General features: G+C 57.7%; 12 protein-coding genes and 1 pseudogene. 9 read left to right on the forward strand and 4 right to left on the reverse strand.

The features are described 5' to 3' along the window. Both VMT30_07725 and VMT30_07730 read right to left on the reverse strand, forming a co-directional pair. On the reverse strand, window positions 1-573 hold the full coding sequence (locus tag VMT30_07725; GenBank protein ID HVQ44818.1) for a MarR family transcriptional regulator: 573 nt from the start codon (window positions 571-573) through the stop codon (window positions 1-3). A 99-nt stretch (window positions 574-672) separates the two neighbouring features. Next, window positions 673-1,062 carry a VOC family protein gene (locus tag VMT30_07730; protein ID HVQ44819.1) on the reverse strand — a complete coding sequence of 130 codons (390 nt, stop codon included), beginning with the start codon at window positions 1,060-1,062 and terminating at the stop codon, window positions 673-675. Between the two features lie 1,346 nt (window positions 1,063-2,408). Here VMT30_07730 and VMT30_07735 point away from each other — a divergent pair. Then, window positions 2,409-5,108 (forward strand): G8 domain-containing protein, encoded by a 2,700-nt coding sequence (locus VMT30_07735; protein HVQ44820.1) that lies wholly within the window; start codon window positions 2,409-2,411, stop codon window positions 5,106-5,108. 14 nt (window positions 5,109-5,122) lie between these two features. Continuing rightward, window positions 5,123-5,563 carry a hypothetical protein gene (locus tag VMT30_07740; protein ID HVQ44821.1) on the forward strand — a complete coding sequence of 147 codons (441 nt, stop codon included), beginning with the start codon at window positions 5,123-5,125 and terminating at the stop codon, window positions 5,561-5,563. A 6-nt stretch (window positions 5,564-5,569) separates the two neighbouring features. Here the strand turns inward: VMT30_07740 and VMT30_07745 are convergent, their stop codons facing one another. Then, window positions 5,570-6,505, reverse strand: coding sequence for a hypothetical protein (locus VMT30_07745; GenBank protein ID HVQ44822.1), 936 nt, complete (start codon window positions 6,503-6,505; stop codon window positions 5,570-5,572). Between the two features lie 185 nt (window positions 6,506-6,690). Between VMT30_07745 and VMT30_07750 the strand changes: the two genes are divergently transcribed. The 7 genes and pseudogenes from VMT30_07750 (at window position 6,691) to VMT30_07780 (ending at window position 12,264) form a co-directional block, all read left to right on the forward strand. Then, window positions 6,691-7,290 carry a hypothetical protein gene (locus tag VMT30_07750; protein ID HVQ44823.1) on the forward strand — a complete coding sequence of 200 codons (600 nt, stop codon included), beginning with the start codon at window positions 6,691-6,693 and terminating at the stop codon, window positions 7,288-7,290. Between the two features lie 29 nt (window positions 7,291-7,319). Beyond that, a complete protein-coding gene (gene cyoA / locus VMT30_07755) occupies window positions 7,320-8,144 on the forward strand; it encodes a ubiquinol oxidase subunit II (GenBank protein ID HVQ44824.1) in 825 nt (274 codons plus the stop codon). Further along, window positions 8,141-10,162 carry a cytochrome o ubiquinol oxidase subunit I gene (cyoB, locus tag VMT30_07760; GenBank protein HVQ44825.1) on the forward strand — a complete coding sequence of 674 codons (2,022 nt, stop codon included), beginning with the start codon at window positions 8,141-8,143 and terminating at the stop codon, window positions 10,160-10,162. The genes cyoA and cyoB overlap by 4 nt, the downstream gene beginning before the upstream one ends. Before the next feature lie 23 nt (window positions 10,163-10,185). Continuing rightward, window positions 10,186-10,749 carry a cytochrome o ubiquinol oxidase subunit III gene (gene cyoC, locus VMT30_07765; protein ID HVQ44826.1) on the forward strand — a complete coding sequence of 188 codons (564 nt, stop codon included), beginning with the start codon at window positions 10,186-10,188 and terminating at the stop codon, window positions 10,747-10,749. After that, window positions 10,746-11,132, forward strand: a complete 387-nt coding sequence (cyoD, locus tag VMT30_07770) for a cytochrome o ubiquinol oxidase subunit IV (protein HVQ44827.1) — start codon at window positions 10,746-10,748, stop codon at window positions 11,130-11,132. The genes cyoC and cyoD overlap by 4 nt, the downstream gene beginning before the upstream one ends. Window positions 11,133-11,137: 5 nt before the next feature. After that, window positions 11,138-11,989: pseudogene (cyoE, locus tag VMT30_07775) on the forward strand (heme o synthase). Window positions 11,990-12,003: 14 nt separating this feature from the next. Then, a complete protein-coding gene (locus VMT30_07780; protein HVQ44828.1) occupies window positions 12,004-12,264 on the forward strand; it encodes a hypothetical protein in 261 nt (86 codons plus the stop codon). Here the strand turns inward: VMT30_07780 and VMT30_07785 are convergent. Then, the gene (locus VMT30_07785) at window positions 12,261-13,580 is read right to left on the reverse strand and encodes an ATP-grasp domain-containing protein (protein ID HVQ44829.1); all 1,320 of its coding nucleotides are present in this window, start codon (window positions 13,578-13,580) and stop codon (window positions 12,261-12,263) included. The two genes, VMT30_07780 and VMT30_07785, sit on opposite strands and share 4 nt — an antisense overlap. Window positions 13,581-13,599 lie beyond the last annotated feature (19 nt).

The following is a 13,599-nucleotide window of genomic DNA, read 5'->3' on the forward strand; positions in this document are numbered from 1 at the left end:
TTAGTTCCCCCTCGTTTTAGCTAGGTTATTTCGCGGTGTCCAGACAAGTTTACGCATCATGACCACAAAGTTTGGTATATCTGCTTCAAGGACGCCAAAGAACTCTCTATCAACTGCTTCAACAGCCATTATCGCTCGATCAACCAGCTGCGCACCTTTGGCGGTCGCTTCTAAGCTAACAGCTCGTTTATCTTGTGTGCTCGACATTCTTCGTACAAGACCTTTCACTTCTAGTTTTCTGAGCACCTGCGATGTCATCATTGGGTCAGTCTCGGCTCGTTCGGCAAGTTGTATTTGCGTGAGGCTCTCGTTGCCCGGTGCATAGACAAGACAAGCTAGCAGCACAAACTGCACGTGCGTAAGTTCGAATGGCTTGAGAGCTAATCTTTGCTCGGCTTGCCATTTGTTACTCATGAGCCAGAGCAAGTAGCCCGGGCTGTCGCGTGCAGCGTTAAATTCGATGTCCTGGTGATGTGAGTTCATAATATTTGCATATCGGCCATGAATGACTGGTGTCCAATCGTATGGTAACGATGTATCCTGTTTATCTAAAGCTATATTATATGCGCGCATAGTTTTATTGTCGAGGCAACTCGGCCATGGTATTCGAACAAAAATCACCCCTGAAAAGAGGTGATTTTTTGATTGGACTTTGTGATGGACCGGAGATTCCTACGCGGACATGTAAAAAATATTCCACAAATGTCCATCGAGGTCGGCAAATGTTCGGCCATATATCTCAGGCATATCAACCGGTTCCTGGGTTTGCTTGCCGCCAGCAGCCAAAGCCCTATCCGCGAGTTCGTCAACCTCTTCTCTGCTGTCCATGCCGATTGATAAAAGTATTTCGTGAGTTGCCGCATCGGCAACCTGGCCGCCATTGATAGCGTCTTTAAAGTGCGCTGCGGGAAGCAAGACAATACCTATATTGTCTTCTATATCGAAGCATGTTGCCTGCTCATCTGACAATTTTTTGTTTAAAGGAAAGCCTACGGCTTCAAAAAAACGTTTCGACTCCTCCGCTTTGTTAACTGGCATGTTAATAAGCAGCTGTTTGGTCATAATATAGTCCTTAAACTTCGTTCCATTCTTCCACACTCCCTTCTTGGTGTGCAAGCCAGGTAGTGATAGCGCCCTCGTAGGTCGTTTGAAAATATAGACACCGATAAGATCAAGTATTACATTCAGGGTTACGAAGACACACCCCTATGATATAACTATCATAGCTGATGTGAGGTAGGTAGTGTCTAACGATCCTGAACGTGATGGTCCGGACCCCGGATTGGGAGATGCCCAAGCGGAGAGTCGGCCCCCAGCTTATGCGAATTTGGAGAAGGTGCTTGATGCCAGTCAGCCGCACGAGAACGATCCTGGGCATGCGGAAGCTACGGCGAAGCTTCATGAGCCTGCTCGCGAGGCAAGGGAAGACGGCGCAAGACAGCTTTTGCATGCCATGCCCCAAATGGACCACGACCCAAGCGTGCCATCGCCCCAACCCCCAACGACATCCGAATTACTGGCCGGCCCAGTTAACTTTGAGCATACCCTAGCCGTAGAGACCGTTCCGGAGACCATCATAGTACCCAACGGCGACATACTGCATGGAATCATTACCGATATTCAAGTCGGCCCAGCAGACAACGGTCAGCTCTATCCTTCCCGTGTTGACTTGAAGGGTATAGCGGCCTATGTTCTGCCCGAAAACTCCAGCGCTATCAGGGGCCTTTTCCGTTCTGGCCCCACTCCCACTGGACACGTAGTGCTCCAAAAAGCCCTAAAGAAAGCCGGCCAACCGCCTAACGAGCATTCAGATATCGTATGGGATGGGGAACCCTATACGATTGGGGGTCGGTTTAAATACAATGAGTCTGCCTCAACCATACAAGCCTGGGTGTTTGGAGAAGGCGGCAGCGACCCAAAATCAGCTAGCTCCCTAGCCCTTATGACCTCGATAGGAGAAGGCCTGCTGGGTGATGTCATAGCGCAAGCACGGGAGGCTGGTCACCAGCTCAACCCACAGCGCCCCAACGTTGAGCTAGCATTAAATCTATTCGCTCCAAATGCTCAAGATGCCCCAGGTGGCCCCACCATGAGTAGCGTATCCAGGTATTCATTAAACGACCTGGGGGTAACAGGGCCAAGTACCTCCATCGATCACGCGCAGTTTATGACTCAGACATTGTCGTCCATGGACTAATTCCATTCCGCTACATATCAAGGCGGACTCACTCCGACCTGCTCGGTGCGAGAAGGGTCTCTGAAGCCAAACCAACCACCAAAATTTGAGATTATTCGTATGCGATGCTAAATTAAATGCAAAGCATAAGGACTTCATGCGCCCTACCCGGTTACTGCGAAACACCCAACGCTGGAGATATCGTACCCCGACTATATTTGTCGGAGTATTTGTGGCGATCGGCCTCACCACCCTCGTATTGGCTTGGGCTGCAGCGCCCCTCGCTTCGTTTGAACCCGAGCAAGGCACCCTCAGCGGAGCTGCAACAATCGGCACCGATGCTAGCGCTTCCACTGGCCATTACATTAAGTTTGGTGATTCGGCCGGACTTCCGCCCGGCCTGAGTGCCTGGAGCAATCCCGCCACCTGGGGCGGCCATGTGCCTACAGCCGGCGAAGTCGTCACCATCGCCGCCGGTCAAAAAGTGCTGCTCGATACGAATAGCGCCGGGCTCGGCGGCCTCACGGTGGGCGGTGAGCTGTATTTTGACGACACGAAGGACGTAAAACTCGTGTCTAAGTACGTTGTTGTCACCGGAAGCGGCGGCAAACTCCAAGCCGGCACCGCCACCACGCCCTACCAACACAATGCCGTCATCCAGCTCACCGGCGGCGGCACCACCGAAAGCTACGCGCTCACCGGCCTAGCCGCCACCGCCATCACCAATTACAACGCCACCCACAGCGCCGTGCTGAAGACCGGCATTGGCACCAATGTTCTAGCCGCCATGAACGGCGGCATCATCGACCTGCACGGCCGCACCGACAATGACTGCGACACCAGCGGCCAAAATTGCCTCACCTGGACCCGGCTAGCCGCCACCGCAGCCGCCGGCGGCACCACTTTGTCACTCCAGCAAGCCGTAAATTGGCGGGCCGGCGACCAGCTGATACTCGCATCCAGCACCCTCGACCCATTCCAATCCGAAACCGTCACCGTCGCCAGCCGCTCGGCCGACGGCAAAACCATCACGCTCACGGCACCGCTCGCCAACAAGCACACCAGCATAAGCACCTGCTTCAGCAACGGCGGCAACAGTCGGTGCGTAGATGAACGCAGCGAAGTCGGCTTGCTCACGCACAACCTCAAAGTCACCGGCCCAGACGACGCCACCACCACCCACTTTGGCGGCCACACCGCCACCCTCGCCGGCGGCATCATGCGCCTCTCCAATACCGAAATGTACCACCTGGGCCAGCAGGGCGTGCTCGGCCGTTATCCCCTGCACTTCCACATCATGACCTACCCCACCACGGCCGGCGGCAACACCATGACGGGCGACGCCAGCGCTTCGTCCATCACCGACGTATCGCTCCACGACAATTTCAACCGCCAACTCACCATCCACGGCAGCAACGGCCTCCACACCTCCGGTATGGTCGCAAACGACACCGTCGGCCACAGCGTAATGCTCGAAGACGGCTTCGAGGAGCACAACGTTCTCGCAAATAACCTCGTGCTCGGCACCCGCTACGACCCCGTCGCGGCCCAGCGCCTGCGTCTCAGCGACGAAGCCCCGGCCGAATTTTGGATCACTAACCCCAACAACGACCTCACCGGCAACGCCGCGGCCGGTGGCCAAGGCGCGGGCATCTGGTACGACTTCAGCGTCAACAGCGACAACACCAACTTCGCCGCGGCCAAATTCCGGCCCGTCGGACTCTTTAACAACAACGTGGCCCACTCGCACAAAGCCACCACCCGCCTGTCATTCTCAGACGAAGGCGTCGACGGCGGCACCGGCATTAGCTTCGACGAATACGCCGGCGATTCCACCCAAGCTCGGCCGACCTTCGCCAACAATAGCGCCTGGATGAACGCCGCCTTTGGCATGTGGATGGACGGCGTCTACACGCTCAAAGACGCCACCGCCGCCAACAACGGCGTGGCCTACAACGCCCAAGACACCGCCGCTCTCGGCGGCCTCTTCGTGGGCACCACCCCCAACACCGACGCCGCCACCGTGCCGATCTTCGTCGCGCTCGCGCGGTTCTACCACGGCCAGGCCGACATCGACGGCGCCTGGCTGGCCAACTTCGACCGCCTAAATAACAACTACGACGCCGACTTCTCGGCCCTCGGCGATCCCTTCGCCAGCAGCTGGGATTACACCAACCGCGTGCGCGGCCTCACCTTCTTCAGTAGCCTGCACGGTGGCAGCACGGCCATGTTTAGCGACAGCCACCGCGTAATGTACGGCCGGCCGTACCTCGACGACCCCATCCCCGCATACCCCTACATCGATCACGACCACTGGATGGCCGACCTCGACGGCTCCATCACCAACGGCTCCATCGGCCCGGCACTGCTGAGCAACTTCTCCGGCCTGCTCGTACCCGCCGCCGGCCAACCCGCAGACCAAACGCTCTACAACTGGGCCGGCTGGTACAGCCCCGTCCACGGCGCCTATGGCCCGCTCGTGCAAAACGGCTTCGACCGCAGCAAAATCATGAGCCTCAAATTCGGCGGCACCAACTGGCTCCAGATCCGTCGCGACGACGGCACACCCGTGTCATACGGCGACATCGGCGCCTTCGCCATGGGCCACGCCTACCAGCTCAAGCAGCTTAATGGCTCCGACCCCACGAGCATGCATTTCTACTTCAATGGCTCCGAACCCGGCCAAGTCGAGCTGTATTACAACAAATCCACCAAGCCGTCGGCGGTCCGGTCCGGCTACAGCGGCGACGAGACCCCCTACCCCGAAGTCGCCTGCGGTAGCAGCAACAAAAATAATACCTGGTGCTACGACGGCAGCGCCAAGGTGGTCCACCTGTATCTGCAAATCAGCGGCACCTCCGTGCCGTTCGGCCAGGGTGGCAATTTAAGCAGCATCAGCCCGCGCGGCAACACCTACTGGACGGTCCAATGAGCACTCGTCGATTAGTGACAATCGGGGCACCAACGCTTGCCGTCGTCATACTCCTACTCGTGGGCGCCTTCATGCTCATCCTCAAGCCCCACGGGCAGACGCTATCCGCCACCACTACAGCTTCCACGCGCGAGGTCATCAGCTCATTTGCCACCACCAAAACCCTAACGTCGCAACCAGCAGGCGCCAAACAAACCTTTTTGCGCCAAGCCTCGCTGAGCCTCGGTGTTAAGCCCGATCAGGCCCGCGCCGCCACGCCAGAAACGACTATTCGAGCTTGCCTGAGCCAAAACTCCGCCATGCTCCAATCCACCGTTACGCACCAGCGAGACTACTACCGGCAGCACGCCAACGAGCTCCATGCTATGAGTATGGCGATGCGAGATTATTGCTACCGCACCTACTCCACCGACGGCAGCGGGGCACCGATGACGATGCCGATGGGCGCGCATTAATAGCTGCTAGATCCATCCCTGCGTCCGAAGAACCCGCTCAACAGCCGCATGCTGAAGATCACGACGCCTGATGTTATCGATGATGGTGTCATCGTAATCGAATGCCACGGCCAACTCCTTGGCACTATCCAAAACCCCGGCCTCGTACATTGAATCAATCGACGCCACCGTTTGGTCCACGGCACCAACGGGAAAAATTCTGCCCTGAGCTATCGCATCTACCACATCAGTCGCCTCACCGGATGCCTGCTTAGCCAATGCCCTCTTAGCATGAACACCAAATTGCACCCAAATTCCCTTGGCATCAGGAAATTCCTCCAAAAACTTCAAGATGTTTTTCGCACGATCATCCACCACCACAACTTGACGACCTGTCGCAGCTTCGCGAACCCGGTCGAAATTTTCCGGCGTTGACTTATTAGTTGCGATCGCCGTCTGAATTTCAAGAGGCTCAAAATCAGGATTAAGCCTTACCGGCGGCTCAACATTAGGGGTGACATCAGGATCGTGCAGCCCAATCGCCCCCAGTTTATGATGCTGATGCGCCGGGTCACCAGCCGACCAGATTATCACCTCGTCACCTCTACCCGCCAGCGTCTCGATCTGTTCGCGCGCGCCCGGCAGCAGGGTCTCGGCCACACTCACCCCACGTACCATCGTGTCGGCAACTGCTTGCACAAACTCATCCCGATCGGGCATATCACCCTCCAGATCAACCGGCTGCTCCAAAATCGCTACCGTCGTCTCGCGCTCATCCGGCGGCAATTGATCGCCGACAGCCCCCGACCGATAAAGCGAATCGTAGAGCAACCCCGCAGCAGCTTGCGGCTCACCATACCCATGAGCGCCCACCAAACTTCCCCACGACTTCGCGATTTTGTCCCGTATCAATGTTTCGCGCTGGGATTGATGGTCATTGGCTTCTAGCTTTGGCTCTGTCAAGCCAGTTGGCCAATTTCGCATATCCGCCGTCGACGCGGACCGTTCGTGTTCACCCGGACTACGTGGAGATTCTTGATGTTCCGACATATATCATCCTTATACCCGATATTATCCACAATTATACCGCCCAAGAAAACCACACAGCCCAATTGACCCCGTCTCCCCAGCCCTGCTATCGTCAACCCATGAGCCCCAAGCCAATGCCCAGAATCGCTGCCCGAAGCATCGCCGGCGGAATGCTGCTCATGGCCGGCTTCACCCTCATATGGGCCGGCATCGCCTCCTCCGCACTACCCAGTCCGCTGAGCATCCCCGCAATCGTCGCATTTGGAACCCTCAGCCTCTTGGTTGGCTTTGGTGGCGCCCAGCTGCTGCTCGCGTCGGGTAAATTCCCCGCGCACTCCAGCCAAGCCGACCGCGCCCAAAGCAAACGCATAGGGATCGCGTATGGCGCCATTTTTGGCACCGAGGCCCTGCTTATCGGCGGCGCCTCCGGAATAATAACCGCCACCCATCACGATGCCTACCTCATCCCCACGATTGGCCTGATCGTCGGCCTGCATTTTTACCCCATGGCAAAGGTATTTCACCGCACCATCGACTACTACCTCGCCACCTGGGTCTGCTCGGTGGCCTTGAGTAGCATGATTATGCTCTCCCAAGGCAAAATCACGACGCCCACAGCTTCGATCGTAGTCAGCCTGGCCACCGCTACCGCTACCAGCATCTATGGCCTGTATATGCTGCGCCTGGAGCAACGAGCCATCCGAAGCCTCACTCGCTAGCCGCCAAACTGCTATAGTTAAAACTAGCAATGAACAAATTTCTCAGCCATATCCCCGCCGTCCTCAACCCCAAAGGCACCATCGCCGCCGACGAACGCCAGCTCATCGTCACGGCCACCATGCTCATGCTACTGATCGTAGTGCCCGTGCTCGTCCTTACCTTCGTCATCGCCTGGCGCTACCGAGCCGGCAACACCAAAGCCACCTACGCACCCGATTGGGACCGCAGCCGCAAACTCGAAACTATCTGGTGGCTCATACCGTCGGCCCTCATCGTGGGGCTATCGGTCATCACCTGGCAGAGCTCCCACGCTCTCGATCCCTCCAAGCCCCTAGCCTCATCGGTGCAGCCGCTCAAAATTCAGGTAGTCGCCCTGCAATGGAAGTGGCTTTTCATTTACCCCAAACAAAATATCGCCAGCGTCAACTTCGTGGAGCTTCCCGTGGGAACGCCGGTGGAGTTCGAAATCACATCCGACGCCCCCATGAACTCGTTTTGGATCCCCCAGCTCGGCGGCCAAATTTACGCCATGAGCGGCATGTCGACGCATCTGCACCTCCGAGCCGATGCGGCGGGGGACTACACCGGCTCGTCGGCCAACCTCAGCGGCCGCGGTTTTGCCGGCATGCACTTTGTAGCCCGCGCCGAGGCACCGGCCGATTTCGACAACTGGGTACGATCGGTCAAACACTCCGCCCCACCCCTTACCTTCACCAGCTACGAAGCGCTCGCAAGGCCAAGCGAAAATCAGGCGCCCAGCCCCTACTCAGCCACCCCCGCTGGTCTGTATGATGAGGTAGTAATGCAATACATGATGCCAAACGCCACCCTCACGCCAGCGAGCGCACCATGAGCATCCTCGGACGCCTCACCCTGCAAGCCTTTCAGCACGGCGGCATCACCGGCCTCGCGCTCATTGGCACCGCCGTCGCCGGCACGCTGGGCGCCATCGCCGCCGCCATCTGGCTCACTGTCACGAGGCGCTGGGGCTGGGCCGCCGGCCGCGCCCGGTGGCTCTGGCGCGAATGGCTCACCTCGCTCGACCCCAAGAAAATCGGCGTCATGTACATCGTAGTCGCCTTGCTCATGCTCCTGCGCGGAATCAGCGACGCCGCCATGATCCGCGCCCAGCAAGCCACGTCAGCCGGCAACGCCCACGGGATCGTCTCGTCCGATACCTTCCAGCAGGTGTTTAGCGCCCATGGCACGATCATGATTTTCTTCGTCGCTATGGGGCTCATGTTTGGCCTCATCAATCTGATTTTGCCACTCCAGCTCGGCGCTCGCGACGTAGCATTTCCGTTTCTCAATGCCACCAGCCTCTGGCTGTTTGTAGCCGGCATGGCGCTCATCAACCTCTCGCTGGCCGTCGGCGAATTTGCCGCCACCGGCTGGCTAGCGTACCCGCCGCTATCGGAGCTAGCCTACTCGCCCGGCGTCGGGGTCGACTACTGGATCTGGAGCCTGCAGATCGCCGGGGTGGGCAGCCTGCTCTCGGGCATCAATTTCCTCGTCACCATCATCAAGCTCCGCCGTCCCGGCATGAGCCTCATGAAGATGCCGGTATTTGCCTGGAGCGTAGCCGGCGCCATGGCGCTCGTCGTGTTTGCGTTCCCCGTGCTCACCGTCACACTCACCCTCCTCGCCCTTGACCGCACCATGGGTATGCACTTTTTCACCTCGGCCTTCGGCGGCAATCCTATGATGTACGTCAACCTCATCTGGGCCTGGGGACATCCTGAGGTTTACATTCTCATACTGCCCGCGTTTGGCGTGTTTTCGGAAGTTGTGCCGACATTTTCGAGCAAGCGGCTCTTTGGCTACACCTCCATGGTATGGGCTATTTGGAGCATCGTGGTGCTGTCGTTCCTCGTCTGGTTGCACCACTTCTTCACCATGGGCGCCGGCGCCGATGTGAACGCCTTCTTTGGCATCATGACGATGGTGATCGCCATTCCCACCGGCGTCAAAGTGTTTAACTGGCTGTTTACGATGTACCGCGGCCGCATCCGGTTCACCACCCCCATGATGTGGTTTTTGGGTTTTGTGGTCACCTTTACCATCGGCGGCATGGCCGGCGTGCTCATGGCCGTACCGCCGGCCGACTTCCAGCTCCACAACAGCCTGTTTTTGGTAGCACACTTCCACACCATGATCATCGGCGGCGTGGTATTTGGCTACTTCGCCGGCATCACCTATTGGTTTCCGAAGATTTTCGGCTTCCGGCTCAACGAAACCCTCGGCAAATGCGCCTTTTGGTGCTGGCTGACCGGCTTCTGCCTCGCCTTTGTGCCGCTCTACATCCTGGGCCTCATGGGCGCCACTCGCCGGCTCGATCATTACGACGCCTCGATGGGCTGGCAATGGCTGTTCATCGTGGCCGGCATCGGCGTGCTCATTATCTGCCTCGGCATCGGCTTCCAGCTCCTCCAGTTCGCCTACAGCATCTGGAAACGCCACGATACCCGCGATACCACCGGCGACCCCTGGGACGGCCGCACGCTCGAATGGGCTACCAGCTCACCACCTCCGGTGTATAATTTCGCCCTCACACCCGCCGTGTCTGAGCGCGACGCCTTCTGGGCCGCCAAGCAGGCCGCCCACGACCATCCCCAATCTCACGCCGCCTACCAGCCCATCAGCCTGCCCCGCAACTCCGCCATGAGTCTGCTCATCGCCGGCTTGAGCTTCGTATTCGGCTTTGCCATCATTTGGCACATCTGGTGGCTCGCGCTGGTGGCTCTGGTGGGCGTCGTCGGCGCCATCATCGCTCGCTCCACCAACGAAGATACCGAATACGAAATCAGCGCCGCCGAGGTAGCCGCCATAGAGGCCAAGGCCGCCCGTAAATCCGAAGGAGGCCGGGCGTGAATCCCTCCATCGACCCCACCGCCATGAGCCCCAGCTCCAAAACCGTTTTTGGCTTCTGGCTCTATCTCATGACCGACTGCGTACTGTTTGCCACGCTGTTTGCTACCTACGCCGTACTACGCCACAACACCTTCGGCGGGCCCTCCGGCACCGACCTCTTCAGCCTCCCGTTCGTGCTCACCGAAACCATGCTCCTGCTCACTAGCAGCTTCACCTGCGGTCTAGCGATGATAGCCGCCCACCGCGGCGCCAAAACCGCCATCCTGGCATGGCTCGGCGTCACCTTCCTGCTCGGCGCCAGCTTCCTGGCTCTTGAGCTCTCCGAATTTAGCCACCTCGTTGCCGAAGGCAACAGTTGGCAGCGCAGTGGCTTTCTATCAGCCTTCTTCACCCTCGTCGGCACCCACGGCCTGCATATCACCATTGGGCTCTTGTGGATGGGCACGCTCATGCTCCGATTGCTGCGCCGCGGCCTCACCACCATCTCAGCTCGCCGGCTCATGATGCTCAGCCTGTTTTGGCACTTCCTAGACGTCATTTGGATTTTCATCTTTACCCTCGTGTATCTCATGGGAGCCATATCATGAGTCGGCCCACTTCCGCGCCTCAGCCCCAACCCGAAACCGCGCAGGGGAGTGTAGGCTCCTACGTGCTCGGCTTCGCGCTGTCGCTAGCCTTCACCCTCACCGCCTACGCCCTCGCAGCCAACCACGCCCTGCCGTCTCGCACGCTCGTCACCGTCGTCCTCGGCCTCGGCGTTATGCAGCTCATTGTGCAGTTAGCACTGTTTTTGCACCTTGGCAAAGGCTCAAAACCCCAATGGAATGTGTCCGTATTCTCGTTTGCGCTGCTCGTGATAGTAATCCTCGTCGGCGGATCACTCTGGATCATGACCAACCTGAATTACCACATGATTTCACCCACCGACACCGACCGCGCCATCATCCACGACGAGGGAGTAGGCCCGTAGCTACGCTCAAGACTTACTACACGCTCGTCAAACCCGGCATAATCTATGGCAACGCCATAAACGCCACCGGCGGCTTTTTGCTCGCCTCGCGCGGCCACCCCAGCCTCCCGCTGTTCATCGCCATGCTCGCCGGCATTTCACTCGTGATGGCCTCCGGATGCGTCTTCAACAACTACATCGACCGCGGTATCGACGCCAAAATGATCCGCACCAAACACCGCGCCCTCGCCGCCCACACCCTGCCAGCCCGCCATGCCCTCATCTACGCCACCGTCCTCGGCCTCGTAGGCGCAGCGCTGCTCGGCCGGTTCACCAATCTCCTCACCCTCGCCGTTGCCCTCGGCGGGTTCGTGGTCTACGTAGCGCTCTACGGCCTCGCCAAACGCCGCTCAGTGCACGGCACCATCGTCGGCGCCGTCGCGGGCGCCGTACCGCCAGTGGTGGGGTACACGGCCGTGTCAGGGCAGCTGGACGCGGGCGCCGCCATCGTGTTTATCATTCTGGTTCTCTGGCAAATGCCGCATTTCTACGCCATTGCCATCTTTCGGCTGGCCGACTACCGCGCCGCCGGCTTGCCGGTGCTACCGGTCAAACGCGGTATCCGCGCCGCCAAAGTCCAAATCGTCGCCTACATCGCCGCCTTCATGTTCGCGCTGGCCACGCTGTCTGCCACCGGCTACGTGGGCCCACTCTACCTGATCGTGATGCTCGGCCTGGCCACCATCTGGCTGCGGCTGGCTCTGCGCGGCTTTCACGCCCCCGACAACGCGCTCTGGGCCCGCCAGCTCTTCCGCTTCTCGCTGCTCGTCATCTTAACCTTTAGTGCTATGATTTCCCTAGACGCTCTACCGCGCTAAACAAGGACTCCGTCATGGTCACCCTCATCCACGTCATCATCGCGCTCGCCAGCCTCGGCTTCACCACTTTTGTCTTCTTCTCGCCCTCGCGCACCAAACTCCACGCGTCGTATGGACTCGCAGCCCTCACCATCACGAGCGGCGTTTACCTCACCTTCACCAAGCCCGCCCACCTGCTCGAAACCTGCACCATAGGCCTACTCTACGTCGGCCTCGTCTCGGCCGGCATCATCGCCAGCCGCCACAAGCTCACCTCCACCACATCCACCGATTAAGCCGTCGGTTTAGCCAGCTCCAGGCCCTTCGACGACACCACAATGTTGAGTGCTTGCTCAATCCGCCGAATATCCGCCAGCAAATTTGACCGCACCGGATTAAACAGCATCACGTCCAGCACTGGATCACCACCGTATTTCGCAAACGTACATTTGTCACCCGGCTCTTTGCGGACTTTCACGCGCTTAAACGACTCCACGGCTTCAATCTTGAACAGTCCCTGAATTTTCTCCAATTTACCCTCTTGTTTGGCATAAAACTGCATAAGAGCCGAGTACCCCTTAACTTTCTTGGGCAGCACGGGCTTGCGCGAGTTACGAATCAGCAAATCATTGAGCGAATGGTCAATGCCAAACGACAACTCGTACATCTCATGCCGAAACCCGCCCATGCGCGGTCCCAGCTCAATCACTTTCCACCCCGTCTCGGTGCGCATCAGCTCAATATGACACGTGGTACTGCGCATCCCAAGGGCCTTAATACCCTTCGTGGCGGCCTCTTGAGCCTCTTCCGTGTGAGGAACATTCAATTGCGTAGGAGTAACTCTCATATAGCCAAAGAAATCGTCAAAACCCACTTCGCGACCTGTCTTAACATATACGAGCGGCGCGAAATAGATCACACCCCGAGCATTCACATAGGCGTCAATGGAATACATAGTCCCTTCCATGAAACCTTCTACCAGAATTTTAGGTTCACCCAAGCCCTTTTTGGACTTATAGATTTGATCCATTTTCTTAAATGTCTGCTTCAAAACTTTCTCAAGTTCTTCACGATGATAGCAAATACTTACCAATAAGCTGGCCGTGAGGCCCGATGGCTTCACTACTAATGGATAACCCACACGTTTCTCGATCTTTTCAATCGTTTCGGGGGTACTGTCATGGGCTACGGTAAAATTCGGAGCAATTGACTTGTCATAGTTACGCAGTAAACTCCGCATCCTGATCTTCTCTGTAGTCCATTTTAGGGACGTCTCGGTCGGCAACACGCAGTTGGGAATAAGCGGGATCACTTTTCGGAAATAGCTAGAATTGCGATCGGCCAGGAAGGTAGCGGTCAAAATATCATCAGCATACGGCTTAAGCGTGCTCTGAAGCGCGTCGGTATCAGCAAAATCCACCGTGAGCAAGGTATGATTATCCGAAGGCTTGAGCCAATCCGGCACCGGTGTTTTGTGATCAAAAATAATCACCGAACTCACGTGCGCTCCCGTAAGCTCACGATATTTCGCTACGGCCCGGTCTTGCGCGGGCGTAAAGCTATTGACGAATAGGATCTTATCTCTATTCCCCGTCTGGTGATATTGTGCCATAGTCTTGTTCCATAACTTC

It is taken from the genome of Candidatus Saccharimonadia bacterium, from assembly GCA_035544015.1.
GTDB lineage: Bacteria > Patescibacteriota > Saccharimonadia > UBA4664 > UBA4664 > UBA5169.